We start from the raw sequence: 24923 nt of genomic DNA on the forward strand, positions 1-24923 counted from the left end.
TGTGCGGCGTTTGGTGGGGCCGGCGGTTTTGCAAACCGGTGATTATAAGCCCCAACGGCGGGTTTCCGTCATGTTAAAACAACGCAGACACGAATCAATCGTCCCGCGAACCACCGAAGGCCGCGCAGCCACGCTGGACTTGACCGTTGACCCGCAACTCGGCGGTCATGTGTTGCAGGCTGCCGCTGACGCTGTCGACGCACCGCTGCGGGGCTGCCCACAGTTCGATGTGCTGGTTATTGGCTTCGGTCATCAGGTTGAAACGCCCGTCACCCAGTTGTTCCTCGACATAGGGAACCGGCAGCGGTGGCTGGCCTTCGCGCTCCAGCACCATGCCCTTGGCGGTGACGTTCAGCGCCCAGGCCGGCTTGTGGCCGCTGGCGCGCAGGATCGTGCGCTTGAAGTCGGGATCATCGCAAGCCGAGACCGAGCGCTCGACGCGGTACAGCTGTTGCAGTTCCACTTCGCCCTGGGTGCCGGCGGCGACGCCGGAGAACTTGCCGCGCAGGTCGGCAAACAGTGCGCCTTGCTGGCCGGCCAGGGAGGCGGCTTCCTGCAGGATGCTGGTACCGCCGGTATCCTTGACCACGTAGTTGCGCTGGTCGTGGCACGGTTGGAACAACAGCTTGCCTGCGACTGCCGTGAGCTCGCCCTGCATGCGGGTCAACCCGACGGTGGACGGTTTGGCCGGCTCGCTTTCGAACAACTGGCAGGCGGTGAACAGCGGGAGCAAGGCAAACAGCATGAGGGTACGGGCGGCACGCATTATCGGGTCTCCTGACAAGTGCCGCCACGTTACGCAGGCTGGCGGTGCATCACAAGCCCACGCGCGAGCTTCAGGCATTTCTTACGGCCTTGAAGTTCAACCTACGCTAAAGGTTTGACCGGTCTGCAAGCCCTCGACGCTTTTCGCGTAGGCCAACGCCACATCAGCGCCCGGGGCCGGCTTGTACCCGCGAAAGTACGGTGCGTAGCTGCCCATGGCTTCCAACAGCACCGTCGGGCTCACGGAGTTGACGCGCAGGCCCCGTGGCAATTCGATTGCCGCGGCTTTCACAAAGGCATCCAGTGCGCCATTGACCAGTGCCGCCGAGGCACCGGTACGAATCGGGTCGCGGTTGAGAATGCCGCTGGTGAAGGTGAACGAGGCCCCATCGTTGGCGTACTCGCGGCCGATCAGCAGCAGGTTGACCTGGCCCATCAGTTTGTCACGCAGGCCCAGTTCAAAATCGGTTTCGCTCATCTCACCCAGCGCGACGAAATTCACATTGCCTGCCGCGCAGACGAGGGCATCGAACCGACCGGTCTGCTCGAACAGCCGGCGGATCGAGGCGCTGTCGCTGATATCCACCTGGAAGTCGCCGCTGCTGCGACCAATACTGATTACCTCGTGACGCTGCGCCAGTTCCGCCTTGACCGCCGAGCCCACGGTGCCGCTGGCACCAATCAATAGGATTTTCATCGTGCTGTTTCTCCAGTGGGGTAAGTGAGGGGTCAGTCTAGTGTGGCTTTTCAGATGGATAAACGTGTTAATAGGCAACCTTTGGTTTTCAAATGGAAACAATCCATGAGCGAGATGGATGACCTGGCGGCGTTTGCCGTATTGATCGAAGCCGGCAGTTTTACCGTAGCGGCTGAGCAGTTGGGTTGCAGCAAAGGGCAATTGTCCAAGCGCATCAGCCAGTTGGAGGCGGGGTACGCGGTGGTGTTGCTGCACCGCACCACGCGCAAGCTCAGCCTGACGGCTGCCGGCGCGGCGTTGTTGCCCCAGGCGCAGGCGTTGGTGGTGCAGGTCGAACGGGCGCGTCAGGCACTGGCCCGGCTCAAGGACGATTTGGCCGGGCCGGTGCGTATGACGGTTCCGGTGTCATTGGGCGAAACCTTCTTCGATGGCTTGTTGCTGGAGTTTTCCGAGCACTATCCGCAGGTACAGATCGAACTGGAGCTGAACAACAGCTACCGCGACTTGGCGCGGGATGGCTTTGACTTGGGGGTACGCTCGGGTGCCATCGAAAATCAGCGCCTGGTGGCCAAGCCGCTGCTGGCCTGGCACGAGATGACCTGTGCCAGCCCGGCCTATCTGGAGCAGCACGGCGAACCGCTGACCCCGGCTGATCTGGCGTCCCACACCTGCCTGCTCAACAGCCACTACAGCGGCCGCGAGGAGTGGCTGTACCACCAGCAGCACGAACTGCTGCGCGTGCGGGTGAGCGGGACCTTCGCCTCCAACCACTACAACCTGTTGAAAAAGGCCGCCCTGGTGGGCGCCGGTATTGCGCGCCTGCCTTCCTACGTTTTACCGGCGGAACTGGCTGACGGTCGATTGCGTTTGCTCCTGCGGGACTATCAGACGCGGAGCCTGCCGATGTACCTGGTGCATCCCTATCAGGGCGGCTTGCCGCGACGCACCCAGGTGTTGGCCGACTACCTGGTGGACTGGTTCAAGCGCAGCGGCGAAGCCCTCGACCGTCTCTAGCGATAACGGCGGGCAATCCAGTGGTCGATGGACAGGCCGCCCGGGCCCTTGGCTACCAACAGCAGCAGTATGGCCAGCCAGGTGCCGTGGGTGGGGTAGGCGTCGGGGTACACGAGCAGTTGAATGGTCAGGGTCATGCCAATCAGCGCCAGGGCCGAGAAGCGCGTGGCGAAGCCCAGCAGGATCAGCACCGGGAAGAAGTGTTCGGCAAATGTCGCCATGTGCGCGGCCACTTCCGGTGACAGCCAGGGCAGCCGGTATTCGCTGCGAAACAGCGGCAGCGTCGAGGCGGCGAGTCGCGGTTCGCCCAGTTGGAAGGTGCCGCTGATCAAGTCGATGGCAAAACCTTCGACTTTGGTTTGCCCGGACTTCCAGAACACTGCCGCTATGGAAAAGCGTGCGAGAAAGGCGATCAAGCTGTAGGGGATTTGTTCGAAAAGCTGGATGGCCCGTTTAATCAGGCCCGGTGATTGAGCGTTCATGGCGATACCTTGTGTTCCAGATGCAGGTGAGTGATTGCGGCTTGGTTGATCAGTAGCGCCAGGCATTGGTGCAGGTCGAACTCGGCCGACGTCTCCAGTGCGTGTGTGAGCGCCTCCTCCAGCACCGCGCCATGGTTCAGGCTGTCGATGAACACCACCGAGCCGCTGTCGATGGCGAACACCTTGACCTCCAGGCCCTGGCGCAACATCAGGGCGCCCTGGGCATGCCAGGGATTTAACGTGGCAATCGCGCCCTCGGTGTGGTGCGCCGCCCACACTGCGACGACGGCGTAGCGGGAGTTCAACGTAGCCAGGGATGGGTGCAATTGCAGGCGCAATGTGCCCAGCTCGGTGTGTGCTTGCAGTTGCTGCAGAACAGCCTGCGGTTCCAGCGCCGGGGCATCCGCCGCGTGATAGGCACGGACCCGCAAGCGTTCCAATCGCGCTACATCCGCCAGGTAAGGCACGCTCGCGGCCGGTTCAAAGCCTTGGATAAAGCTGGAAAATGTAGCGCCGTACGCGCTGATCACCGGGCTGCTGGGCGGGTTCGCCTGTACGTAGCCGCGGGCCATGGCGCGGAAAAACTCATCGCCTACCAGTTGCAACGTCACCGGGTAAGCGCTCGCCAGCGCATTGATCAACGAGCCGTGGACATTGTTGCGATACACGGCAAAGCGGCTGGCCGGGTCGGCGCCGTTACTGCTGAACAGGCCGTCGGGGCAGGCCTGGTCCGGCGCCAGCAGGGCGGCGGCAAAGTCTTCGAGGAGGCTCATGGGCGCACCTGCAACAAATGCCGTTCGGCCTGTTGCGCCTCGGCCAGCAGCACGCTGAAGGCCGGCACCTGGTTATCCCTTTCGATCAACGTCGCCACCGGGCCGGTACGCGCGAGTACCTGCTCGTACAACTGCCAGACGGCGTTATCGATGGGCGCACCGTGATCATCGATCAGCAGGCGCTCGCCCAGGCTGTCGGTGTCTTCGGCAAAGCCTGCCAGATGAATCTCAGCCACGGCGTGCAATGGCAGGGCGTCGATGTAGGCCAACGGGTCACGCTGATGATTGATGCACGACACGTAGACGTTATTGACGTCCAGCAGCAGGCCACAGCCGGTGCGGCGGATGGTTTCGCTGATGAAGTCCGTCTCGTCCAGGGTCGAGCGCTGGAACTGCAGGTAGGTCGATGGATTCTCCAGCAGCATTGGGCGTTTGAGGAAGCTCTGAACCTGATCAACGTGTTCGCACACCCGGTTCAGGCTGTCGACATCGTAGGCCAGCGGCAGCAAGTCGTTGAGAAACACCGGGCCGTGGGTCGACCAGGCCAGGTGTTCGGAAAAGGTGTGGGGTTGATAGCGCTCGATCAGCCTCGCCAGCCGTGCCAGGTGCGCACGGTCCAGCGGGCCTTCGCCGCCGATGGACAGGCCCACGCCGTGCAGCGACAGCGGGTACTGCGCGCGAATCAAACCCAGGTAGTGATGAAACGGGCCGCCGGCCACCATGTAGTTTTCGGCATGCACTTCAAAAAAACCGATATCGGGGCGGGTGTCGAGCACTTCGGCGAAGTGCTCGTGCTTCAGCCCCAGCCCGGCCCGCAGGGGGAGTCCGGGCGCCTGAGCCGCTGAGGGCGTTTGCAGGAACGAAAGCGTCATCATCAGTACTCAGGGTGGGGGCTGTTTCAGGACTTGGCGGTAAAGGCCGCTTCCTGGCCGAAACCGCTCGGCGAGGTGCTGCTTGGGGTTTGGGTGCAGGTGCCAGCCGGGACCAGTTTCCAGGCATTGGCCTGATCCTTGGTTTTGGACGTGCCGGCGCAGGAAGTGCCAGCGCCGGCGGCGCAATCGTTCTTGCCAGCTTCAGCGACGCCGAAGCATTTCTGCATGTCGTCGGCAGCGTGGGCGCTGGTGGTCAGGGCGGACAGGCTCAGCGCGGAACCCAGGGCCAGGACGAGGGAAGCGGCGGACAGCGAACGGGTTTTTACGGTCATGGTGTATCTCCAGCAGTGGGTTGAGTCGGCGGGCATGATTGCCTGCTTGTACCACTAGAGGCTGGACGTTGGAATTCGTTACAAGTCGTTTGAGAAAAATTCTTCAGGGATCACCCGAAACAAATGTGGGAGGGGGCTTGCCCCCGATGACGGTATATCAGTCACATGTTCTGTGCCTGACATGGCGCCATCGGGGGTAAGCCCCCTCCCACATTTGGATCCGGTTCGTCCAGCAACCGCGTGTTAACCGCCGAGGTACGCCTCACGCACCTTAGGATCGGTCAGCAACTGCTCACCCGTGCCCTGCATCACCACCCGGCCGTTTTCCAGCACATAGGCACGGTCAGCGATTTTCAGCGCCTGGTTGGCGTTTTGTTCCACCAGGAACACCGTCACACCGTCCTTGCGCAGTTGTTCGATGATGTCGAAGATCTGCTGGATGATGATCGGTGCCAGGCCCAGGGAGGGTTCGTCGAGCAGCAACAGCTTGGGCTTGCTCATCAGCGCCCGGCCGATGGCGAGCATTTGCTGCTCGCCGCCGGACATGGTGCCGCCGCGCTGGCTGAAGCGTTCCTTGAGCCTGGGGAACAGGTGCAGCACCTTGTCCATCTGCTCCTGGTAGTCGCCCTTGTCGGTGAAGAACCCGCCCATGGCCAGGTTCTCTTCGACGGTCAGGCGCGAAAACACCCGTCGGCCTTCCGGCACCACGGCGATGCTTTTGCGCATGATGTGCGACGACTGCTGGCCCACCAACTCTTCGCCCATGTAGCGGATGCTGCCGCTGTGGGCCTGCGGCGAACCGCAGAGGGTCATCAACAAGGTCGACTTGCCGGCACCGTTGGCGCCGATCAGCGTGACGATCTCACCCTGGCGCACTTCGACGTTGACGCTGTGCAGGGCCTGGATCTTGCCGTAGAAAGTGGAAACGTTTTCGAATTGCAGCATTTTACGCTTCCCCCAGATAGGCTTTGATCACTTCAGGATTGTCGCGGATCTGCTCCGGCGTACCGTCGGCCAGGGGCGTGCCCTGGTTGATCACCACGATGTGGTCGGAAATGCTCATGACCAGTTTCATGTCGTGTTCGATTAACAGCACCGTCGCGTTGTTTTCTTCACGCAACACGCCGATCAGCGCCTTGAGGTCTTCGGTTTCCTTGGGGTTCAAACCGGCGGCCGGTTCGTCGAGCATCAGGATCCGCGGGCGGGTCATCATGCAGCGGGCGATTTCCAGGCGACGTTGCTGCCCATAGGCCAGGGTGCCGGCGGGGCGGTTGGCGAACTCGGTGAGGTTGACCTTGTCCAGCCAGTACTCCGCATATTCCATGGCCTCGCGCTCGCTCTTGCGGAACGCCGGGGTCTTGAACAAGCCTGCGAAGAAGTTGGTGTTCAAGTGACGGTGCTGAGCGATCAGCAGGTTTTCGACCGCCGTCATGTCTTTGAACAACCGCACGTTCTGGAAGGTCCGCACCACGCCCTTGCGGGCGATCTCGTGACCGGCCAGGCCCTGGATCGGCAGGCCGTCGAGCAGGATGCTGCCACCGCTCGGCTTGTAGAAACCGGTGAGGCAGTTGAACACGGTGGTCTTGCCGGCGCCGTTGGGGCCGATCAGCGCAACCACTTGTTTTTCTTTGACGGTCAGGGCCACGCCATTGACCGCCAGCAGGCCGCCGAAGCGCATGCTCAAGTTTTCGACTTTCAGGATCTCGCGGCTCATTTGCGCAGCTCCATGTGTGGACGTTGCATGGGCAGCAGGCCTTGAGGACGCCAGATCATCATCAGCACCATCATGGCGCCGAACATCAACATGCGGTATTCGCTGAACTCACGCATCATTTCCGGCAGCAGGATCATCACGATTGCCGCGAGGATCACGCCCAACTGCGAGCCCATGCCACCCAGTACCACGATGGCGAGGATGATCGCCGACTCGATAAAGGTGAACGACTCCGGCGTCACCAGGCCTTGGCGAGCGGCGAAGAAGCTGCCGGCAAAACCGGCGAACGCAGCGCCCAGGGTGAACGCGGACAGCTTGATGATGGTCGGGTTCAGGCCCAGGGCCCGGCAGGCGATTTCATCTTCGCGCAGCGCTTCCCACGCACGGCCGATCGGCATGCGCAGCAGGCGGTTGATCACGAACAATGCGGCCAGGGCCAGCAACAGCGCCACCAGGTACAGGAACACCACTTTGCTCACCGGGTTGTAGGCAATCCCGAAGTACTCGTGGAAGGTCTGCATGCCTTCGGCCGCGTTTCGCTCGAACGACAGCCCGAAGAACGTCGGCTTGGGAATGCTGCTGATGCCGTTAGGGCCACCGGTGATGTCGGTCAGGTTACGCAGGAACAGTCGGATGATTTCCCCGAAGCCCAGGGTCACGATGGCCAGGTAGTCACCGCGCAGGCGCAGCACCGGGAAGCCCAGCAGGAAGCCGAACGTCGCCGCCATCAGGCCGGCGAGTGGTAGACAGACCCAGAAGCTCCAGCCCAGGTAGTGCGAGAGCAGCGCGTAGGTGTAGGCACCCACGGCATAGAAGCCCACATAACCCAGGTCGAGCAGGCCGGCCAGACCGACCACGATGTTCAGGCCCAGGCCCAGCAACACGTAGATCAGGATCAGGGTGGCGATGTCGACCGCACCGCGTGAGCCGAAGAACGGCCAGATCAGCGCGGCCACGATCAGGCCGATGATGATGTAGCGCTGGGTGCGCGGCAGGGTCAGGAATTGGCTGACCTTGGGCGATACCAGCGGGCCACGGTTGGAGCGCAATAACGCGCCGACCTGCTGGGTGAACAGCACGCGCAGGAACATCAGCACCGAGCACAGGGCAATGATGGTCAGGGTCACGGGACCGGTGCCATGCACTTCCAGGTTGATGCCGACAATGCTCAGCTTGAGGCCAAGTACCGGAAAGGCCACGGCCCAAACCAGCAGGGCGCTGAAAAACGCCGATTTAAGATATCTGCTCATACTTTCTCAACCTCCGGACGGCCCAGGATGCCGGTCGGACGGAACAACAGCACCAGAACCAAAAGGCCAAACGCTACGACGTCCTTGTACTGGTCGCCGAAGATATCGGCACCAAACGCTTCGGCCACACCCAGCACCAGCCCGCCGAGCATGGCGCCCGGGATACTGCCGATGCCGCCCAATACCGCTGCGGTAAAGGCCTTGAGGCCGACCAGGAAACCGGCGTTGGGGTTGATCACGCCGTACTGCATGCTCAGCAACACGGCAGCGACGGCCGCCAGCGCGGCACCGATGACGAAGGTCAGGGCGATGATGTTGTTGGTGTTGATGCCCAGCAGGTTGGCCATCTTGATGTCTTCGGCGCAGGCCCGGCAGGCGCGCCCCAGACGGGAGCGGGAAATGAACAGGGTCAGGCCTAGCATGGCCACCAGGGTGACGACGAAGACCAGGATCTGCATGTACGAAATCAGCACTTCTTGTGCGCCGCCTGGGCCGAAGGAGAAGCTCCCCGGGATCAGGTTGGGAATGGACTTATCCTTGGAGTCCTGGGACAGCAATACGGTGTTCTGCAGGAAAATCGACATGCCGATGGCGGAAATCAGCGGGATCAAACGGTTGCTGCCACGCAAGGGACGATAGGCAACCCGTTCGATACTGTAGCCATAGGCACTGGTTACGACGATCGACGCAAGGAACGCGGCGGTCATCAACAGCGGCAGGGAGTGGATACCCATCATGGCCAGCCCGGCAAGGGCGATAAAGGCCACGTAGGAACCAATCATGTACACCTCGCCATGGGCGAAGTTGATCATTCCAATAATGCCGTAAACCATTGTGTAGCCAATGGCTATCAGGGCATAGGTGCTGCCAATGGTCAGGCCATTAACCAGCTGTTGGAAAAAATGATAGATCTCAGGCATTACAACGCTCCTAAAAACCCGATACGCATTTCACTGGTGGAGTCATGTTCCGGCCCTGCGCTGTGTTCTGTGAGCACATTTGCGCAAAGCGTTTGCCAGCGAACCGCTGGTGACGGTTTTAAGATTTTCAGGTGAGCCAGCGCCCGGATCGCGGGTGACAGGCCCATAAACCTCGTAAAACAAAGCCCACTGCTCTCGCAGTGGGCTTGTTGACCAGTAACGCCTGGCTTACTGAGGGGAAACTTCGGTTTTTGGTTTGCCGAAGTGCCATTCGTAGACCACGAACTTGAAGTCCTTCAGGTCGCCCTTGGCGTCGAAGCTCAGCTCGCCGGTAGGGGTCTTGAAGGTGCCCGCGTGGATGGCTGCGGCCACTTTGGCGGTGTCTTCGCTCTTCGCGGCAGTGATACCGCCGGCGATGACTTCAATGGCCGAGTAGGCCGGGAACACGAACGGACCGGTTGGGTCCTGCTTGTTCTTGGCGAACTCTTCAACGATGGCTTTGTTGGCCGGGTCGGTGTCGAAGGATTTCGGCAGGGTCACCAGCAGGCCTTCGGAAGCGCCCTGGGCGATTTGCGAGATGGAGTCGTTGCCGACGCCTTCTGGGCCCATGAACTTGGCGTTCAGGCCTTTTTCCTTGGACTGACGCAGGATCAGGCCCAGCTCTGGGTGGTAGCCGCCGTAGTAGACGAAGTCGACGTTGGCTTGCTTGAGCTTCTGGATGATCGAGGAGAAGTCTTTATCACCGGCGTTCAGGCCTTCGAAGACAGCGACTTTCACGCCTTTCTTCTCGAGGGTCTGTTTAACGGCGGTGGCGATGCCTTCACCGTATTGCTGCTTGTCGTGCAGCACGGCAACGATCTTCGGCTTCACGTGGTCGGCGATGTAGTTGCCGGCCGCTGGGCCTTGGGCGCTGTCCAGGCCGATGGTACGGAAGATCAGCTTGTAGCCACGGGCGGTGATTTCCGGGCTGGTGGCGGCCGGGGTAATCATGATCACGCCTTCGTCTTCATAAATGTCGGACGCTGGCTGAGTGGAGCTGGAGCACAGGTGACCGACCACGAACTTGACGCCGTCGTTGACCACTTTGTTGGCGACCGCAACGGCTTGCTTGGGATCGCAGGCGTCGTCGTATTCCTTGGCTTCGAGCATTTTGCCATCGACGCCGCCTTTGGCGTTGATGTCGGCGATCGCCTGCTTGGCACCCATGAACTGCATGTCGCCATATTGCGTGACAGGACCGGTTTTAGGGCCGGCGATGCCGATCTTGATGGTGTCGGCTGCGAACGAATGGCTGGCAACCCCGGCCAGGACCATAGCGGCAAACAGTTTGGAAATCTGCTTAGTAGCCTTATTCATAGTGCTCCACTCTTACTGTTGTATTTTTTATAGTTCTAGCGGCCTTGTGAGCTGCAGAACCGGATCAGATATCTCGAATATCCCCCCGGCAGTGCCCTGGCAACTGTACCGGTACAGTGTAGAGCGCCGGTTGATCGCTTGAAAAGCTGGCTGCTGGGGGCAATACCCGGGTGTGTCGCTTAAATGAAAGAAAAAGACAGAATTGCGGCGGGGGGCTGCCGCAGTGGCGGGCAATCCGTGGCTTTCCTGACGCTTTCAATCGCTCACTCATTTGCAACTGGGTTTTTCTACGAGAGACACGACGTTATGATTGCGCCGATTTTTTCCCAAGGTGAATTCCCATGACGCAAGAACCTAGCACCCTCTATGCCAAGCTGCTCGGTGAAACCGCCGAAATCTCCTGGAAGGAGCTCGAACCGTTCTTTGCCAAGGGTGCCCTATTGTGGGTCGGCGCCGGCCTGGATTTGATCGAGGCGGCCGAGGGCATGGCCGAGGACCAGCGCGATAAAGTCTCTGCCTGGCTGGCCTCGGGCAGCCTTGGCGAAGTGTCTGCGACGCGGGCATTGGACCTGCTGGAGCGCGATCCGAGCTTGTGGGCGGTGGTGGTTTCGCCGTGGATTCTGATCCAGGAAAGGGCAGGGTAAGAAACGTCTGCGCGAAAATGGTGCGCTGTTTGCGCCGCTGTAAGTGTGTAGCGGAGTAACCGCAGATGCGGTGATGGCATCTTGCCGTGGAGAAAGGTCACAGGTGAGGGTGACGTGCGCGTCACGGGAACAGTTTTGCTGACCGCGAAATGCTCGGGAAATTGTTTCTGGGTGTGAGCCGATCGCCGTGGCGAGGGAGCAAGCTCCCTCGCCACATAAGCCTAGGCTGTCTTGCCGGTATGGTTATTCAACGAAATAATCTTGGTCTTGCCGATCCGATGACGGTAAATCTCGCGCAGGTACTTGATCGCCTTTTTCACGCAATCCCGTGACAGGCGAATGTCATTGATCGAGACAAACTTCTCTTTGTCATTGATCAGCTCGCGGTACTTCTTCTCATACATCGGCTTGATCGCGTACCAGTTGGTATCGAGGATCTTCGCCGGGTTTTCAAACTCGTTGAGCAGTTCGTCGATACGGTCTTCGTCGAAGTCCTCGTGGATGATGAAGTCCAGGATCGAGTTGTCCAGCGTGTCATCGAAACGATACGGGTTGCGCGCAAAGCAGCGTTTGATAAACGCCACGATCAGCGTCAGGAAATCGTCCGACAGGCACGGGCTCTTGGCGATCAGGGTGGTCAGCGACAGGTTAGCCGACGCACCGATCACCAGGGCGTAGCGCTTGAGCGTGGTGTTGGGGAACAGGCTGTTGAGGTGGGTCTTGAGGCGGTTCAGGTCCATGTAGGACAGTTTGTAGTCCTTGGGCAGCGACACGATCGACACCACCGACGAGCAGTTTTTGAAGAAGTGCAGGTCGTGCAGCGCAGCCGCGTCGTAGCCGGAGTTCTTGTACTGCTCCAGGGAGGCCTTGTAGCGCTTGGACTCGATCGGCAGCAGGCTGATGCCTTCGATGGCCTGGGTGACCTTGTTGAAGTGCGGCAGGTCGATGGAGCGGAAGAACAGGTCGTCGATGTTCAGGCGCTGGGGTTCTTTGTCGAACACCTTGAACTTGTCATTCGACGGCGCCGGGGTTTCCGGGACCACCGATTCGGCGTAGGCAATCGCCACCGGGCCGGCCAGGCTCATGAACAGGTCGTTGGCATCCAGGCGGATGGTTTCGCCGATATCGATCCCGGCGCGACGGAAGTAGTTCTGGTCGTAGTCGGTGGTTACCGCCTGGGCGGTAAGAATGTTGAAGATCTGTTGCGAGATGTACTGGTTGGCGTGCTTTTCCATGGCATTGACATCAATGTTCTGGATGTTGCCGTCATCGCTCTCTTCGGCGTAACGCATGATGTCGTTGGAGATCAGCATCATCGCGTTCCATGGGCGGATACGGCCTTTGACGCTGGCTTCGCTGCTGTCTTCATTGGCGAAGTTGTATGAGAAATCCCATTCTTCCGACAGGTACTTGCACAGCAGCCGCCCGGCGTTGATGTGCAGCGCCTCGGACATTTCGCTGCGGTGATCGGAGATGTTCGGCAGCACGCAGATGCCACTGGTGAAGATCGGTTCGAAGACGAAGGCGTGGCCGCTTTTGCTGTCGTGCTCGTCGGCCGGCTTGGTGTCGAACGTCTTGTTCATGTACGAGTGCTGCTGGGCCAGGCCGAACTCCGAAGCCATGCCCGAGCCGGTGCCGCCGCCCGCGCTGAAGATCGAGAAGTACAGGCGCGACTGGTTGGCCTTGATGCCGCAGGAGTCGATCAGGTACGAATGGATCATCTTCCAGTCAGGGCTGGAAAAACGCTGGGTGTCTTTATTGAGGATGATCTTGGCCAGGTACTGGCCAAGGATCGGCGCGTTACCGGCGCCGCCGGCATGGACTTCCGAAAGGTCCATGATTTTCATCTTGCTGTAGTCGCGCAGGAAGCCGCTTTTTTCACCCTTGCGCGAGAAGCGGATGCGCCCGGCGATGTCCTTGTCCAGGTCGCCCAGCATCACCAAGGGTTCCACCAGGAACACCGGTTTGCTGGCTTTGCCGCTGCCCAGGCGCAGGTTGTTGCGAATCCACTGGGCCGGGCTGTAGCCCTTGTCTGTCGACTTGTCTTCGGTACTGAACTCGTTCAAGTAGAACTTGCGTGCGTTGTAGACCAACTCGGCCACGTCCAGCGCAATGTTCGAACCGCAGCGGCCCAGCCCGATCAGGCACACCGAGGGAAATTCCTGCTCGCTGCGCGGCTCGCTGTCGCCTTCCTGGTGGGGCAGGCGCGGGAACACCATGTCGCGCAGGCCGTCGAGGTTGTCGAGGATGCGGTCGGTATTGGTCTCGGTGAAGTATAGGTATTGCTGGGTTGCCGCCGGACGGGGGCTGCTCAATGACTTTGAAGCTGAAGGTTTTTCCGCAGGAGCTGTCGGCAACACATCGGAGACCACGGTGGCAGGGTTATTTTTAGAAGTCATTGTGCGCCATGTACCTGGGCGGATGGCTGTGAAATATTAAAAAGCCATCACTGAGTGGGAGTTCGCGACTTTACAGTGCGTCCGGTCCGGGACGATAGGTTTAACCCTAACGTTTCAAGGGGAAATTTCGGCCCGACTCTGATGAATCGGCCGTTTATCGGCGTTCTTTAGATAAATGATGGCGAAATGCCAAAGATTAGACGTCAGTGACTCGCCTGATGATGCCGGTGGGGCCGCAGTGGCCACGGCCACGCGAAGGGCTTTCGACGATAGCGCCTCCTTGGATCACGCTCATGCTCTCGCCGGCAGGCACTGCAAGGCTCAACCGGTCACCCTGGACGAAATCACCCCCCAGTTTGAGCGCCAGCTTGATGCTAAGCGCTGATGGGCAGGTCCAGCTCGAAGGGCGGTGGCTCCAGCGGCGCCAGGCCGAAGGCTGCGCGCGCGGCATCGCAATCGGTGCTTTGCACGCCTTGGCTCCAGGAGGCGTCGAACTCTCGGCACACACTGGAGCGCTGCTCATAGATGGAGCAACGAGTGCCTTTGCCCACTTCGCCCTCAAGGCTGCAGCAGCGCGCGGGTTTCTGGTCGGTGCCGATCATTGCCACGCGGGTGTGGTTGATCTGCACCACCAGGTCATCGGGCACCGTGCCCCCCGACGAGGCGCACTCACCCCAGAAGAAAGACACACGGAAGTGTGAACAGCAGGCACCGCAATTCAGACACGGACTGGCTTCGGACATGGGCGTCATCGATAAGGAAAGTAAGAGGGGGTTGCTACAGGAAGGCTCGCCATTCTAATCGCGTCGTGGCCGTTGGGAAGAGGGGCGCGCACTTATATCTTTCGTAGGAAAGGCCTCGTGGTTTCGGGTGAAATCATGCCCTATCAGCTTTACGAATCATTACAGACAACCGCTGCCGGCCTGACTATGTTGCAGGGACCTGAGCAGGATGCATCGGGCATCGCAGCGCTCATAACAATAAAAGAGACGGACCCATGCAGAACTCGACCCAAGCGACGAATGCCTGGCGCATTCTGTTCCTGCTGTTCCTCGCCAACCTGTTCAACTTCTTCGACCGCACCATTCCGGCGATCATCATCGAGCCGATCCGCATGGAGTGGCACCTGAGCGACTTCCAGCTCGGCATCATCGGCACCGCCTTCACCATCGTCTACGCCATTGCCGGCCTGCCGCTCGGGCGCCTGGCCGACACCGGTTCGCGCAGCAAACTCATGGGGTGGGGCCTGTTCGCCTGGAGCGGGCTGACGGCGATCAACGGCATGGTCGGCAGCTTCTGGACCTTTCTGCTAGTGCGCATGGGCATCGGCATCGGCGAAGCCAGCTACGCGCCAGCGGCCAACTCGCTGATTGGCGATCTGTTCCCGGCCCACCGTCGTGCGCGGGCCATGGGCATTTTCATGCTGGGCCTGCCGTTGGGCCTGTTGCTGGCGTTCTTTACCATTGGCGCGATGGTCAAGGCGTTCGACAGCTGGCGCGCGCCGTTCTTCATTGCGGCCGTGCCGGGACTGATCCTTGCGGTCTTCATGTTCTTTATCAAGGAACCCAAGCGCGGCGCGGCAGAAACCGTGCAAGTCTCCCAGGAACCCGTCGACCGCCCGATCCGCCGCGTGCTGGCGGTGCCGACCTTCCTCTGGTTGGTGCTGGCCGGGCTGTGCTTCAACTTCGCGACCTACGCCTGTAACTCGTTCCTAGTGCCGATGCTGCAGCGCTATTTCCTGATGCCGTTGCAGGAAGCGGCTGTGGCCACCGGGGTAATCGTCGGGTTGACCGGCCTGGTCGGTCTGACGTTGGGTGGCTGGGTTGCCGACAAGATCCATCAACGGGTTGCCAATGGCCGGCTGCTGTTTGCCGCGTGCAGCCTGATCATTTCCACCGTCACCACCGCCTGGGCCTTACATGCCGGGCGTATCGAGATTGGGGTGTTTGTCGCGTTGTTCAGCGTGGGTTGGTTGTTTGCCTACAACTTCTACACCTGCGTATACACGGCGATCCAGGACGTGGTCGAACCGCGCCTGCGGGCCACGGCGATGGCGCTGTTCTTTGCCGGCTTGTACTTGCTGGGCGGCGGCATGGGGCCGGTGGTGGTGGGGGGATTGTCCGATCACTTTGCCCATTCGGCGATGCATGCCGCCGGGGCGGAGCAGATGACCGAGGCTTATAAAGCGGTGGGGTTGCATGACGCCATGTACCTGATTCCGGTGGCACTGTTCTTGACCATGCTGTTTCTGTTCCAAGCCTCGCGCACCTTCGTGCGCGATGCCACGCGGATGAAGGAGGGGTTGGTGGCTGTGGAGGTGCCTGCGGCGGCTGCGACGGCTTGAAACCGTGTTGACTGCATCGGGAGCAAGCCCCCTCCCACACATTGAAATGCATTCCAATGGTGGGAGGGGGCTTGCTCCCGATGAGGCTCTCGAAGGCAAAGGTATTTTCAAGTGAATAAAAAAGGCCCGCAGTGCGCGGGCCTTCTTTTTAACCGAGCAGCGCAGCAATCAACCAGCGACCAACACCCGAATCGCTTCCAGTCGCAGCGCGGCCTTGTCGAGCATGGCCAGGCCTTGCTCGCGTTGTTGGCGCAGGGCAACCAGTTCGCTGTCGCGCACGGTTGGGTTGACGGCTTGCAACGCGGTCAGGCGCGCCAGTTCTTCGTCGGTGTCCGCTGCCAGGCGACGCTTGGCCTCGGCCACACGCTCGGCATGGCGCGGCGTGATCTTCTCTTCACCGGCGTTGATGCGCGGCGTCAGTTGGTCGCGCTGGGCCTGGACGAACTTGTTGGCGCTGGCCCGTGGCACGCTTTCCAACTGGTCGTTCAAGGTTTCGAACGACACACGGCCGGACAAGTCATTGCCATTGGCGTCCAGCAGGCAGCGCAGGGCGGCCGGCGGCAAGTAGCGGCCCAGTTGCAGCGAACGCGGGGCGACCACTTCGCTGACGTAGAGCAGCTCGAGCAGCACGGTGCCGGCCTTGAGCGCCTTGTTCTTGATCAGCGCCACGGCGGTGTTGCCCATGGAACCGGACAGCACCAGGTCCATGCCGCCCTGTACCATCGGGTGTTCCCAGGTGATGAACTGCATGTCTTCGCGCGACAGCGCCTGGTTGCGGTCGTAGGTGATGGTCACACCTTCGTCGTCGCCCAGGGGGAAGCTGGCATCGAGCATTTTTTCGCTGGGCTTGAGGATCAGCGCATTTTCCGAATGGTCTTCGCTGTCGATGCCGAACGCATCGAACAGGGTTTCCATGTAGATCGGCAGGGCAAACTGGTCGTCTTGTTCCAGGATGTCTTCCACCAGCGCATCGCCTTCACCCGCGCCGCCTGAGTTGAGCTCCAGCAAGCGGTCGCGGCCGGTGTGCAGTTCCTGTTCCAGGCGTTCGCGCTCGGCACGGGCGTCGTCGATCAGGGCTTGCCACTCGTCGTCGTCGGCGTTTTCCAGCAGCGGCAGCAGGCGCGGGCCGAACTGATGCTGCAAGGCGTTGCCGGTCGGGCAGGTGTTGAGGAACGCGTTCAGTGCTTCGTGGTACCACTGGAACAGGCGCTCTTGCGGGCTGGTTTCCAGGTACGGCACGTGCAGTTCGATCACATGTTTCTGGCCGATCCGGTCCAGACGGCCGATCCGCTGTTCGAGCAGGTCGGGGTGGGACGGCAGGTCGAACAGCACCAGGTGGTGGGAGAACTGGAAGTTACGGCCTTCACTGCCGATTTCCGAACAGATCAGCACCTGGGCGCCAAATTCTTCATCGGCGAAGTAAGCGGCGGCGCGGTCACGTTCGAGGATGTTCATGCCTTCGTGGAACACTGTGGCCGGGATGCCGGAGCGCACGCGCAGGGCGTCTTCCAGGTCCATCGCGGTTTCGGCGTGGGCGCAGATCACCAGGACCTTGGTGCGCTTGAGCATTTTCAGCTGGTCGATCAGCCATTCGACCCGTGGGTCGAAGCGCCACCAGCGATTGTCTTCCTCGATATCCGGCTGCGACTGGAAGCTGACTTCCGGGTACAGCTCGGCGTGTTCGCCCAGCGGCAATTCAAGGTATTCGTCCGGGTTCGGCAGCGGGTAGGCGTGCAGCTTGCGCTCCGGGAAGCCTTGCACTGCGGCGCGGGTGTTGCGGAACAGCACACGGCCAGTGCCGTGGCGGTCGAGCAGCTCACGCACCAGGCGTGCGCTGGCTTCGGTGTCGCCATCATTGACGGCGGTGAGCAGCGCTTCACCTTCGTTGCCGAGGAAACCCTGGATGGTCGTGTGCGCGGCCGGGGAGAGGCGGCCCTTGTCCAGCAGTTCCTGCACCGCTTCGGCCACCGGGCGATAGTTTTCGCTTTCGGCGCGGAAGGCTTGCAGGTCGTGGAAGCGGTTCGGGTCCAGCAGGCGCAGGCGCGCAAAGTGGCTGTCCTGGCCCAGTTGTTCCGGGGTGGCGGTGAGCAGCAGCACGCCAGGGATGACTTCGGCAAGCTGTTCGACCAGCGAGTACTCGGCGCTGGCTTTCTCTTCATGCCACACCAGATGGTGCGCTTCGTCGACCACCAACAGGTCCCAGCCGGCGGCGAACAGCGCATCCTGGGCCTTCTCGTCGTCCACCAGCCACTCCAGGGCCACCAGGGCCAACTGGGTGTCTTCGAACGGGTTGGCGGCATCGCTTTCGATAAAACGTTCTTCGTCGAACAGCGCTACTTGCAGGTTGAAGCGGCGGCGCATTTCTACCAGCCACTGGTGCTGCAGGTTTTCCGGGACCAGGATCAGCACGCGGTTGGCGCGGCCGGACAGCAACTGGCGATGGATCACCAGGCCGGCTTCGATGGTCTTGCCCAGGCCCACTTCGTCGGCCAGCAATACCCGTGGCGCGATACGGTCGGCGACTTCGCGGGCGATGTGCAATTGGTGAGCAATGGGTTGTGCACGCACGCCGCCCAGGCCCCACAGCGAAGACTGCAATTGGCGGCTGGTGTGTTCCAGGGTGTGGTAGCGCAGCGAGAACCAGGCCAGCGGGTCGATCTGCCCGGCGAACAGGCGGTCACTGGCCAGGCGGAACTGGATGAAGTTCGACAGTTGGGTTTCCGGCAGGGTGACCTGCTCGTTCTGCCCATTGAGGCCGTGGTAGACCAGCAGGCCGTCGACATCGTCGACTTCTTGCACGGTCATTTTCCAGCCTTCGAAATGGGTGATGCTGTCGCCCGGCGAGAACCTCACGCGGGTGAGGGGCGCATTCCGTAGCGCATACTGGCGCGTGTCGCCAGTGGCCGGATAGAGCACGGTCAACAAGCGGCCGTCCTGTGCCAGAACGGTGCCTAACCCCAGCTCTGCTTCGCTGTCACTAATCCAGCGTTGCCCCGGTTGATACTGCTGCGCCATGCTGCCTGACTCCCGCCGTGAAAAAGCCGACTATCTTAACGGAACAAGGCCCTCATCCAAAGGACTCTGACAAAAACTACGCGGTTTGCGCAGTGCATCGAGTGCTGAATCGACGGGCGGCCGGCACTTACGAGTGTCGATTGGGTCACACGTTGGCAAGCCTGCGCTCAAGTCGCCGCCCCGCCAGCCGACAGCCTGCTGACAGGAGAACAACTATTATGCTGCCACCCATGCTGCCCGTCAGCGTCGTACCGGTCACGTCGCAACTCGACCCGGTGCGTCAAAAACCCGATATACCGCCCGTGGTGCCCGTACAAGCGAGTTCCAGCGAGAGCACGATCGACCTGAAAAATGGCGATGGCGAGCAGTCGAATCTTTTGCTGCGCGAGGAGCAACGCCGCCAGCAGGAACAGCAGAAACGCCGGCGTGAAGCCGATGACGACCCGGAGCAGCACTTGGCGATCCCGGGCGATGAGCTCAACGCCGACAACACCGTACCCGTGGCGCCGCTGATCGAAGACGCACCGCGCCAGGGGTTGTGGGTGGACGTCGAGGTTTAAGACCCCCGCCAACAAGGCGAAGGGCACCTCGCTGGCCTCGTGGGCAAGGGCGGCGTGCGGCTTTTTGGTGATGACCTGCATTTTTTTGCCCGCTGATTTGCTGTCGGGCAAGTGAGGCCGCATTATTAAGCGATCCCCGCCACGACATAAGCCAAGCCATGAGTGATGACGACAAACTGATCGACCTGAACGCCGAACGCGCTAAACGGGTGCATGACCTCAACGACAAACGCCTGAATGAAGTTCGCCAGGCGTTCGAACAAGCGATGCCGCTTGGAAAAGGTAAGAAAAAGCCGAAAAACAAACCGAAAAAACGTTGAAGTAGCCTGTATCTATTGATGCAGGTCAGTTATTTCCCTTCTTTACGCCCCGTCGCGGGCGACATTGATCCTCGTCAATTTCCCATCCCGCCTTCTCCTTTAACTTAGCCCTATCGCAACAAGGCAAGAGCAGGAGGCCAGTCATGTTTTTCGATAATGTGGTGTTTGCCGGAGTGCTGACGGTTGGCCTCATGGTGCTGTTCTTCGTAGGGTTTGGATTTTTTATCTGGAAAGACGCAAACAAGCGTAAAAAGCCATAGGTTTTTCCAGGTTACATGAGCACGCAAGGCATTTTGGGCGACTTCGGTCGCCCTTTTTTTTGCCTGCGATTTAATCAACACCACGGGATTTATGTGGGCGCGGGGCATCGGCATAAAAAAAGGTGCGACCCTCGCGGATCGCACCTTTTTTATGGCCGATGGGCTATCAACTGCCCAGCGCCTTGGATGCCAACCAGAATAACCCGGCCGACAGGCCTACGGTCGCCGGTAGGGTCAACACCCAGGCCATCAGGATGGTCTTCACTGTGCCGCTTTGCAGGCCGCTCTTGTTGGCAACCATGGTGCCGGCAACGCCGGACGACAGCACGTGCGTTGTCGACACCGGCAGGCTGAAGATGTTGGCCAGGGCGATCATGCTGGCGGTGGTGATTTGTGCCGACATGCCTTGGGCATAGGTCATGCCCTGCTTGCCGATCTTCTCGCCGATGGTCAGTACCACGCGCTTCCAGCCGACCATGGTGCCCAGGCCCAGCGCGAGTGCGACCGCGATAATCACCCAGAACGGTGCGTATTCGGTGGTGGCGGTCAGGTCTTTGCGCAGCTTGTCGAGGTCGGATTTCTCACGGGCTTCCAGGCCTGGCAGCTTGCCGACTTTCTTCGCGGTGTCGTCCAGGCACAGCAGGTAACGGCGTACCTCGATGCGCTGGTCGGACGTTAACGAATGGTAGTCGGAAACACCTTTCAAGGTGTCGAGCAGCGCGTTGATGGTCGGTTCAGTCTGCTGCGGGTTGCAGCGGAACTTGCCCGGCAGGTCGTCCTTCACGCTTTTGCCCAGGGCCAGGAATTCGCCCAGGGTTTCCTGGTTGCGCTGGTAGAACTGGTTCAGGTGCAGGGTGGCGTCGCGGGTACGCTCGATCTGGTAAGTGGTGCTGCCCAGGTCGAGAACGAACTGCGCCGGCACGATACCGATCAGCACCAGCATGATCAGGCCGATACCTTTTTGCCCATCGTTGGAGCCGTGGACGAAACTCACGGCCATGGCGGAAATCACCAGAACCAAGCGGTTCCAGAACGGCGGGCGCTTCTTCTCGTCGACCTTGCGGCGCTCGTCCGGAGTTTTATGCATCTTGGACAGCGGACGCCACCACTTCAGGCCGATCAGCAACAGGGCTGCGACCAGAAAGCCGGCCATGGGCGAGAACACCAGGGACGCCCCGATATCGATCGCCTTCTGCCAGTTCACCCCGTCAGCCAGGGGAATGTCGTTGATCAGCGCATTCGCGAGGCCGACACCCAGGATCGAGCCGATCAAAGTGTGGGAACTGGAGGCGGGAATACCGAAGTACCAGGTGCCCAGGTTCCAGGTGATCGCCGCCGCCAATAACGAGAAGACCATCGCCAGACCATGGCCGGTGTTCACATTGATCAGCAACTCCACCGGCAGTAAATGCACGATGGCGTAGGCGACACCGACACCACCGAGCAACACGCCAAGGAAGTTGAACACCCCGGAGAAGAACACGGCCAGATGCGGCGGCATGGCTTTGGTATAGATGACTGTGGCTACCGCGTTAGCGGTGTCATGAAAGCCATTGATGAACTCGAAGGCGAGGACAAAGGCCAGGGCGAGCAGCAGGCTCACGAGAACCCAAGCATCCAGTCCGCTGAATAAATCGATCATGAAGGTTTTCTGACCCGGTCGTAAGGGGGCGCGATTATGCCAGAAAACCTCGGTAATCGATGCACTAGCTGCTCATCGGTAACAATCTTCACTGAAAAAAAACCGGGCAAAGGCGCGCATCCCAGGGTTTTCGGGGGCTAGGCAAGTCTTTGATTTACAAAGCGCGGTGCCGTAAAGGTGCGGTTTTGTCACCTAAACGTCATGGCTGAAACATTTGTACGAAATTTCGTTGGTCGCAGCTGGACGCTGACTAATGGGTCTACAGGCGAATGCCCTCCGCCGGCGGTGAGCCGGCGGAGACAGCAGAACCCTGAGGCCTCAAACCTGGGTGCTTATGGCTCTTCGGCTTTGAGTTCCTGCTCAATCTTTTGGATTTCCTGGGCAAAGGCCTGATCGAGCAAACTCGCTCGTTTGCGCCATGGCTTGCGTTCTGGCTCAGGCTGGGCGGCGTAGGTGGTGACTTCCCCGCCGTATACGTCCTTGTAACGTTGCTCCTGGCGCTCAAGTTCCGCGCGCAGTTCATCTTTCGTCACAGTGTTACCTAATTTGAGTTGAGTTTAATTAGCGTGCAGCGCCACACCCGAATATCGCCCTCGGCATGTTTTAAGTTGAACAGGTGAACCGCTCAACTTTGAACGAACTGCCAACGATGACTTCCTTGAACCGGTGTTTATAACCGGCAGCATAATCAACATACGCCGCCTGGCGAGCTCCGATCCCGATATTGATACCGGGCTGACCTCCGCACAGATTGCATTATAGCGGCGCATTTTAATAACACTATCATCATAAAGTTAAAAAGCGTCCACTTTGTGTGAGGCTTTTGTTACATGCGCACGTCAGTATTGGCTGTGAAGTGGCCGCCATAAATGCCGCCGTCTGCCTGATCACGTCGTGCGATCCGTTTTTTATGATCGCACTTGCCGAATTGCGATAATCGCATGATCGTCCGATAATCGCCCAACGTTGCTGCTCTAACCTTGTGTATCGCGGTTGGCGTGGCTCTCAATAGCGACCAACTTTCCCGGTTGTCGATAAGCGCCAGCGGTTGAAAATAATAAAGAGGATCTTGAAATGAACGATCAATTGCGCAACTCCTTCGCGTCAGTGGCGCCGCCGATCGTGGCTTCACCGGCCAAACGCATCCAGGCATTTACCGGTGATCCGGACTTCATGACCTCCCTGGCCCGGGGCCTGGCCGTGGTGCAGGCATTCCAGGAGCGCAAGCGTCACCTGACCATCGCCCAAATCAGTCATCGCACCGAAATTCCCCGCGCCGCCGTGCGCCGTTGCCTGCATACCTTGATCAAACTCGGCTACGCCACCACGGACGGGCGCACCTATTCGCTGCTGCCCAAGGTCTTGACCCTGGGCCATGCCTATTTATCCTCGACACCGTTGGCGGTCTCCGCCCAACCGTACCTGGACCGTATGAGCGAGCAGCTTCACGAAGCCTGCAACATGGCCACCCTGGAAGGCGATGACATCCTCTATATCGCCCGCTCGGCCACCACGCAGCGCCTGATTTCCGTGGACCTTTCGGTAGGCGGGCGGTTGCCGGCGTACTGCACCTCCATGGGCCGCATCCTGCTGGCGGCGCTGGACGATGCCTCGCTGCAGGACTACCTCGACCACGTCGACCTGCAAATCAAGACCAGTCGTACCCTCACCACGCCCGAAGCCTTGTTCGAGTGCCTGCAACAAGTGCGTCAGCAGGGCTGGTGCATCGTCGATCAGGAATTGGAGCAAGGCCTGCGTTCCATCGCGGTGCCGGTGTATGACGCGTCCGGCCAGGTGCTGGCTGCGCTCAACGTCAGTACCCATGCCGGTCGTGTCAGCCGCAGCGAACTGGAACAGCGCTTTCTGCCGAGCATGCTCAGTGCCAGCCGTGAGTTGAGTGCGCAACTGTTTGCCTAAGCTGTTCGGTGACCGCACAGATCCTGGCTCGATCAATTGACGTTGTTTCCCTTGGGTTATTACTGTGCGGCAGCGCTCTGAGCGCTGCCCAATAATAATGACGACCCCAGGTCGTTGGCCCGCCATCGGTGTGGAATAACAATAATGAATCAGCCTTCTGTTGTCGGTACCACCCTGGACGTGCAGTCCTTCATCAATGCCCAGCCACTGTCACGCTATCAGTGGCGCGTGGTGATCCTGTGTTTCCTGATTGTCTTCCTCGATGGCCTCGACACCGCCGCCATGGGGTTCATCGCGCCCGCACTGTCCCAGGACTGGGGCATTGACCGCGCCAGCCTCGGCCCGGTGATGAGCGCCGCGCTGATCGGCATGGTGTTCGGCGCCCTGGGTTCAGGCCCGTTGGCGGACCGTTTCGGGCGCAAGGTGGTGTTGGTGGGCGCGGTGCTGGTGTTTGGTGCCTTCAGCCTGGCCTCGGCCTACAGCAGCAATGTCGACCAGTTGCTGGTGTTGCGCTTTCTCACCGGGCTGGGGCTGGGTGCCGGTATGCCGAATGCCACCACGCTGCTGTCCGAATACACCCCCGAACGCCACAAGTCGTTGCTGGTGACCAGCATGTTCTGCGGCTTCAACCTGGGCATGGCCGGTGGCGGGTTTATCTCGGCCAAATTGATCCCGGCGTTCGGCTGGCACAGCCTGTTATTGATCGGCGGCATCCTGCCGTTGATCCTCACGGTGGTGCTGTGGGGGTGGTTGCCGGAATCGGCGCGCTATCTGGTGGTGCGCAATCGCGGCACCGACAAGGTACGCAAAGCCCTGTCACCCATTGAGCCCGGCATCGTCGCCCAAGCCAGCAGCTTCAGCGTGCCCGAGCAAACAACCGTGAAGGCGCGCAACGTATTCGCGGTGATCTTCTCCGGCACCTACAGCGCCGGTACCTTGTTGCTGTGGCTCACCTACTTCATGGGCCTGGTGATTGTGTACCTGCTGACCAGTTGGCTGCCTACGCTGATGCGCGACAGTGGCGCGAGCATGGAACAAGCGGCGTTTATCGGTGCGTTGTTCCAGTTTGGTGGCGTATTGAGTGCTGTCGGTGTGGGCTGGGCGATGGACCGGTTCAACCCGCACAAGGTCATCGGCACGTTTTACCTGCTGGCCGGGGTATTTGCCTACGCGGTAGGACAGAGCCTGGGCAATATCACCCTGTTGGCGACCTTGGTGCTGATCGCCGGGATGTGTGTCAACGGTGCGCAATCGGCGATGCCGTCCCTGGCCGCACGCTTCTACCCGACCCAAGGCCGCGCCACCGGCGTGTCATGGATGCTCGGCATCGGCCGCTTCGGCGCGATCCTCGGCGCATGGATGGGCGCCACCTTGCTGGGCCTGGGCTGGAACTTCGAGCAGGTGCTCAGCGCACTGGTGATTCCGGCCGCCCTGGCTGCGACCGCCGTGGTGATCAAAGGTATGGTCAGCCATGCCGACGCAACCTGAAGACGAGCGCAATTCCTGCGTAAGCAGGAAAGAATAGCCAGGCAACAATTGGTTCGATAATCGAACACTGTGTCGATTATCGGATTGTTTGCCCCGTTGCCCCGGCTTAACCTTCAAGCACTTCGGCGCCACCCTCGCGCCTTTTTCGATCCATACCGG

General features: G+C 60.3%; 24 protein-coding genes. 8 read left to right on the forward strand and 16 right to left on the reverse strand.

Annotated features, from left to right (window positions below; all coding sequences use genetic code 11):
• Nucleotides 1-94: 94 nt before the first annotated feature.
• Both ACS5Q8_RS07075 and ACS5Q8_RS07080 read right to left on the reverse strand, forming a co-directional pair.
• On the reverse strand, nucleotides 95-766 hold the full coding sequence (locus ACS5Q8_RS07075; protein ID WP_276196887.1) for a COG3650 family protein: 672 nt from the start codon (nucleotides 764-766) through the stop codon (nucleotides 95-97).
• Between the two features lie 96 nt (nucleotides 767-862).
• Nucleotides 863-1462 (reverse strand): short chain dehydrogenase, encoded by a 600-nt coding sequence (locus ACS5Q8_RS07080; RefSeq protein WP_276196888.1) that lies wholly within the window; start codon nucleotides 1460-1462, stop codon nucleotides 863-865.
• Between the two features lie 105 nt (nucleotides 1463-1567).
• Between ACS5Q8_RS07080 and ACS5Q8_RS07085 the strand changes: the two genes are divergently transcribed.
• The gene (locus ACS5Q8_RS07085) at nucleotides 1568-2476 is read left to right on the forward strand and encodes a LysR family transcriptional regulator (RefSeq protein WP_276196889.1); all 909 of its coding nucleotides are present in this window, start codon (nucleotides 1568-1570) and stop codon (nucleotides 2474-2476) included.
• On the opposite strand, the gene ACS5Q8_RS07090 is transcribed toward ACS5Q8_RS07085, so the two are convergent.
• From ACS5Q8_RS07090 to ACS5Q8_RS07130, 9 genes are all read right to left on the reverse strand, one after another.
• Nucleotides 2473-2958: a DoxX family protein gene (locus ACS5Q8_RS07090; RefSeq protein ID WP_465159998.1), complete on the reverse strand. Its 486-nt coding sequence runs from the start codon at nucleotides 2956-2958 to the stop codon at nucleotides 2473-2475. The genes ACS5Q8_RS07085 and ACS5Q8_RS07090 overlap by 4 nt on opposite strands.
• Nucleotides 2955-3731, reverse strand: coding sequence for an HvfC/BufC N-terminal domain-containing protein (locus tag ACS5Q8_RS07095; protein WP_443694246.1), 777 nt, complete (start codon nucleotides 3729-3731; stop codon nucleotides 2955-2957). The genes ACS5Q8_RS07090 and ACS5Q8_RS07095 overlap by 4 nt, the downstream gene beginning before the upstream one ends.
• A complete protein-coding gene (gene bufB, locus ACS5Q8_RS07100; RefSeq protein WP_276196892.1) occupies nucleotides 3728-4606 on the reverse strand; it encodes an MNIO family bufferin maturase in 879 nt (292 codons plus the stop codon). Before bufB ends, ACS5Q8_RS07095 begins: the two co-directional genes overlap by 4 nt.
• Before the next feature lie 23 nt (nucleotides 4607-4629).
• Complete coding sequence (locus tag ACS5Q8_RS07105) at nucleotides 4630-4935, reverse strand: BufA1 family periplasmic bufferin-type metallophore (RefSeq protein WP_276196893.1); 306 nt, start codon at nucleotides 4933-4935, stop codon at nucleotides 4630-4632.
• A gap of 243 nt (nucleotides 4936-5178) precedes the next feature.
• Nucleotides 5179-5880 carry an ABC transporter ATP-binding protein gene (locus ACS5Q8_RS07110; RefSeq protein ID WP_017844798.1) on the reverse strand — a complete coding sequence of 234 codons (702 nt, stop codon included), beginning with the start codon at nucleotides 5878-5880 and terminating at the stop codon, nucleotides 5179-5181.
• Between the two features lies 1 nt (nucleotide 5881).
• A complete protein-coding gene (livG, locus tag ACS5Q8_RS07115) occupies nucleotides 5882-6649 on the reverse strand; it encodes a high-affinity branched-chain amino acid ABC transporter ATP-binding protein LivG (RefSeq protein WP_276196894.1) in 768 nt (255 codons plus the stop codon).
• Nucleotides 6646-7899, reverse strand: a complete 1254-nt coding sequence (locus ACS5Q8_RS07120) for a high-affinity branched-chain amino acid ABC transporter permease LivM (protein WP_276196895.1) — start codon at nucleotides 7897-7899, stop codon at nucleotides 6646-6648. The genes livG and ACS5Q8_RS07120 overlap by 4 nt, the downstream gene beginning before the upstream one ends.
• The gene (gene livH / locus ACS5Q8_RS07125; protein WP_003231100.1) at nucleotides 7896-8819 is read right to left on the reverse strand and encodes a high-affinity branched-chain amino acid ABC transporter permease LivH; all 924 of its coding nucleotides are present in this window, start codon (nucleotides 8817-8819) and stop codon (nucleotides 7896-7898) included. Before livH ends, ACS5Q8_RS07120 begins: the two co-directional genes overlap by 4 nt.
• A gap of 228 nt (nucleotides 8820-9047) precedes the next feature.
• Nucleotides 9048-10175, reverse strand: coding sequence for a branched-chain amino acid ABC transporter substrate-binding protein (locus ACS5Q8_RS07130; RefSeq protein ID WP_276196896.1), 1128 nt, complete (start codon nucleotides 10173-10175; stop codon nucleotides 9048-9050).
• 341 nt (nucleotides 10176-10516) lie between these two features.
• Here ACS5Q8_RS07130 and ACS5Q8_RS07135 point away from each other — a divergent pair, with 341 nt between their 5' ends.
• Nucleotides 10517-10819, forward strand: a complete 303-nt coding sequence (locus tag ACS5Q8_RS07135) for a DUF2288 domain-containing protein (RefSeq protein ID WP_465159999.1) — start codon at nucleotides 10517-10519, stop codon at nucleotides 10817-10819.
• Nucleotides 10820-11040: 221 nt separating this feature from the next.
• Here ACS5Q8_RS07135 and ACS5Q8_RS07140 read toward each other — a convergent pair whose 3' ends face one another.
• Entirely contained in the window at nucleotides 11041-13218 is a 2178-nt protein-coding gene (locus ACS5Q8_RS07140) for a hypothetical protein (protein WP_276196898.1), read from the reverse strand.
• 374 nt (nucleotides 13219-13592) lie between these two features.
• Complete coding sequence (locus ACS5Q8_RS07145) at nucleotides 13593-13961, reverse strand: YkgJ family cysteine cluster protein (protein WP_276196899.1); 369 nt, start codon at nucleotides 13959-13961, stop codon at nucleotides 13593-13595.
• 254 nt (nucleotides 13962-14215) lie between these two features.
• Here ACS5Q8_RS07145 and ACS5Q8_RS07150 point away from each other — a divergent pair, with 254 nt between their 5' ends.
• Nucleotides 14216-15562, forward strand: coding sequence for a spinster family MFS transporter (locus ACS5Q8_RS07150; protein ID WP_276196900.1), 1347 nt, complete (start codon nucleotides 14216-14218; stop codon nucleotides 15560-15562).
• A 168-nt stretch (nucleotides 15563-15730) separates the two neighbouring features.
• Here ACS5Q8_RS07150 and rapA read toward each other — a convergent pair whose 3' ends face one another.
• The gene (gene rapA, locus ACS5Q8_RS07155; RefSeq protein ID WP_276196901.1) at nucleotides 15731-18577 is read right to left on the reverse strand and encodes an RNA polymerase-associated protein RapA; all 2847 of its coding nucleotides are present in this window, start codon (nucleotides 18575-18577) and stop codon (nucleotides 15731-15733) included.
• A 218-nt stretch (nucleotides 18578-18795) separates the two neighbouring features.
• Between rapA and ACS5Q8_RS07160 the strand changes: the two genes are divergently transcribed.
• From ACS5Q8_RS07160 to ccoM, 3 genes are all read left to right on the forward strand, one after another.
• A complete protein-coding gene (locus tag ACS5Q8_RS07160) occupies nucleotides 18796-19137 on the forward strand; it encodes an aspartate-semialdehyde dehydrogenase (protein ID WP_426099557.1) in 342 nt (113 codons plus the stop codon).
• Nucleotides 19138-19295: 158 nt separating this feature from the next.
• The gene (locus tag ACS5Q8_RS07165; RefSeq protein WP_177091307.1) at nucleotides 19296-19457 is read left to right on the forward strand and encodes a hypothetical protein; all 162 of its coding nucleotides are present in this window, start codon (nucleotides 19296-19298) and stop codon (nucleotides 19455-19457) included.
• A 143-nt stretch (nucleotides 19458-19600) separates the two neighbouring features.
• Nucleotides 19601-19717: a cytochrome c oxidase subunit CcoM gene (gene ccoM / locus ACS5Q8_RS07170; protein WP_029297086.1), complete on the forward strand. Its 117-nt coding sequence runs from the start codon at nucleotides 19601-19603 to the stop codon at nucleotides 19715-19717.
• 166 nt (nucleotides 19718-19883) lie between these two features.
• Here the strand turns inward: ccoM and ACS5Q8_RS07175 are convergent, their stop codons facing one another.
• Nucleotides 19884-21359: an inorganic phosphate transporter gene (locus tag ACS5Q8_RS07175; RefSeq protein WP_247397969.1), complete on the reverse strand. Its 1476-nt coding sequence runs from the start codon at nucleotides 21357-21359 to the stop codon at nucleotides 19884-19886.
• Between the two features lie 332 nt (nucleotides 21360-21691).
• Complete coding sequence (locus ACS5Q8_RS07180) at nucleotides 21692-21892, reverse strand: hypothetical protein (protein WP_003172389.1); 201 nt, start codon at nucleotides 21890-21892, stop codon at nucleotides 21692-21694.
• Nucleotides 21893-22433: 541 nt separating this feature from the next.
• On the opposite strand from ACS5Q8_RS07180, the gene pcaR reads away from it, so the two are divergent.
• Together pcaR and pcaK are read left to right on the forward strand one after the other, a co-directional pair.
• On the forward strand, nucleotides 22434-23276 hold the full coding sequence (gene pcaR, locus ACS5Q8_RS07185; RefSeq protein ID WP_247397971.1) for a pca regulon transcriptional regulator PcaR: 843 nt from the start codon (nucleotides 22434-22436) through the stop codon (nucleotides 23274-23276).
• A gap of 144 nt (nucleotides 23277-23420) precedes the next feature.
• On the forward strand, nucleotides 23421-24764 hold the full coding sequence (gene pcaK / locus ACS5Q8_RS07190; RefSeq protein WP_276196903.1) for a 4-hydroxybenzoate transporter PcaK: 1344 nt from the start codon (nucleotides 23421-23423) through the stop codon (nucleotides 24762-24764).
• The last annotated feature ends 159 nt before the right edge of the window (nucleotides 24765-24923 follow it).

Source organism: Pseudomonas sp. PAMC25584 (genome assembly GCF_058135675.1).